At 67.5% G+C, this 1,518-nt stretch carries 1 protein-coding gene; it reads left to right on the top strand.

The annotated features are described in order from the left end of the window. The coding region (locus tag AB0M76_RS43430; protein ID WP_365958289.1) for an amino acid adenylation domain-containing protein at window positions 1-1,518 on the top strand (1,518 nt) is incomplete at both ends.

Below are 1,518 nucleotides of genomic sequence, written 5' to 3' on the forward strand. Positions count from 1 at the left end.
CTGCGGCTGAGCGTTTGGTGCGGCTTTTGGGTGCGGCGGTCGAGGCTCCGGATGCTCCGGTCGGTGAGTTCGGTGTGCTCAGTGCCGAGGAGTGCCGTCGTCTCGAGGCTTGGGCTGGTCCGGAGACGGCTGCGCCGTTGCTTTCGCTGGATCAGCTGTTCACTGGGAAGGCTGCTGCTGTTCCCGATTCGGTGGCGCTTGTTTTTGAGGAGCAGCGCATCACCTATGCGGAGCTGGACATCTGGTCCAACCGTCTGGCCCGCCATCTGACGGGGCGGGGTGTGCGGCCGGGGAGCCTGGTCGCGATCCATCTCGAACGCTCTCCGGTCCTGATCGCTTCGCTTCTTGCGGTGCTCAAGGCCGGCGCCGGTTACACACTGTTGGATCCGCAGTTCCCGGCGGACCGGCTGAACACGGTTCTGGCGCAGACCGCGCCGGTTGCTCTGGTCACGCAGTCTCACCTCGCGCCCTTGGAGGCCGGTGCGGCGGTCGTGGTTGTGGACGTGACGGCGCAGGCGACCGTGATCAGTGCGACTTCCGGTGGTGCAGTGGAGTCGTGTGGTCATCCGGAGGGCATCGCCTGCGTGATGTTCACCTCGGGCTCGACTGGAGTGCCGAAGGGTGTTGCGGCCTCGCACCGGGCGCTGGCTGCGACGTTCCTGGGGCCGGACTACCTTCACTTCGGACCGCAGCAGAGCTATCTGCAGAGCTCGCCGATCTCGTGGGATGCTTTCGCGCTTGAGGTGTTCGGGCCGCTTCTGCACGGCGGGACGTGTGTTCTGCAGCCGGGGCAGCACACTGATCCGCACCAGATCGCTGAGCTGGTCGAAGAGCACCAGATCACCACGCTTCAGATGTCGGCGAGCCTGTTCAACCACATGCTCGACGAGCATCCGCGGGTCTTCGCCACGCTGCGTGAGGCCATGACGGCCGGTGAGGCGGCCTCGCCGACCCACACCGCCCGGGTGCTGGCCCAGCATCCCGCTCTGCACCTGATCAACGGCTACGGGCCCGCCGAGAGCATGGGTTTCACCACCACCCACACGCTGACCGCCGATCCGGCCACCAGCGTGCCGATCGGCAGGCCGGTTACGGGCAAGAACGCGTACATCCTGGGCCCGAACCTCGAAGTGCTGCCTGCGAACACTCCCGGTGAGCTCTACCTGGCCGGGCACGGTCTGGCTCACGGTTACATCGGCCTCCCGGCCCTGACCGCGGAGCGGTTCACGGCCAACCCGTACGGTCCGGCGGGCAGCCGCATGTATCGCACCGGGGACCTCGCCCGCTGGAATGCGCACGGCCACCTCGAATACCTCGGCCGCGCCGACCAGCAGATCAAACTCCGCGGCTTCCGCATCGAACCCGGCGAGATCGAGACCGTACTCCTCAAGGAGCCGTCCGTCAGGCAGGCCGCGGTCGTTATCCGCGAGGACCGGCCCGGCGACAAGCGGCTCGTCGCCTACCTCGTCCCCGCCGCCGGCCGGCACATCGACACCGAGGACATGCGTCGCCACGCCG

It is taken from the genome of Streptomyces sp. NPDC051364, from assembly GCF_040682115.1.
GTDB lineage: Bacteria > Actinomycetota > Actinomycetes > Streptomycetales > Streptomycetaceae > Streptomyces.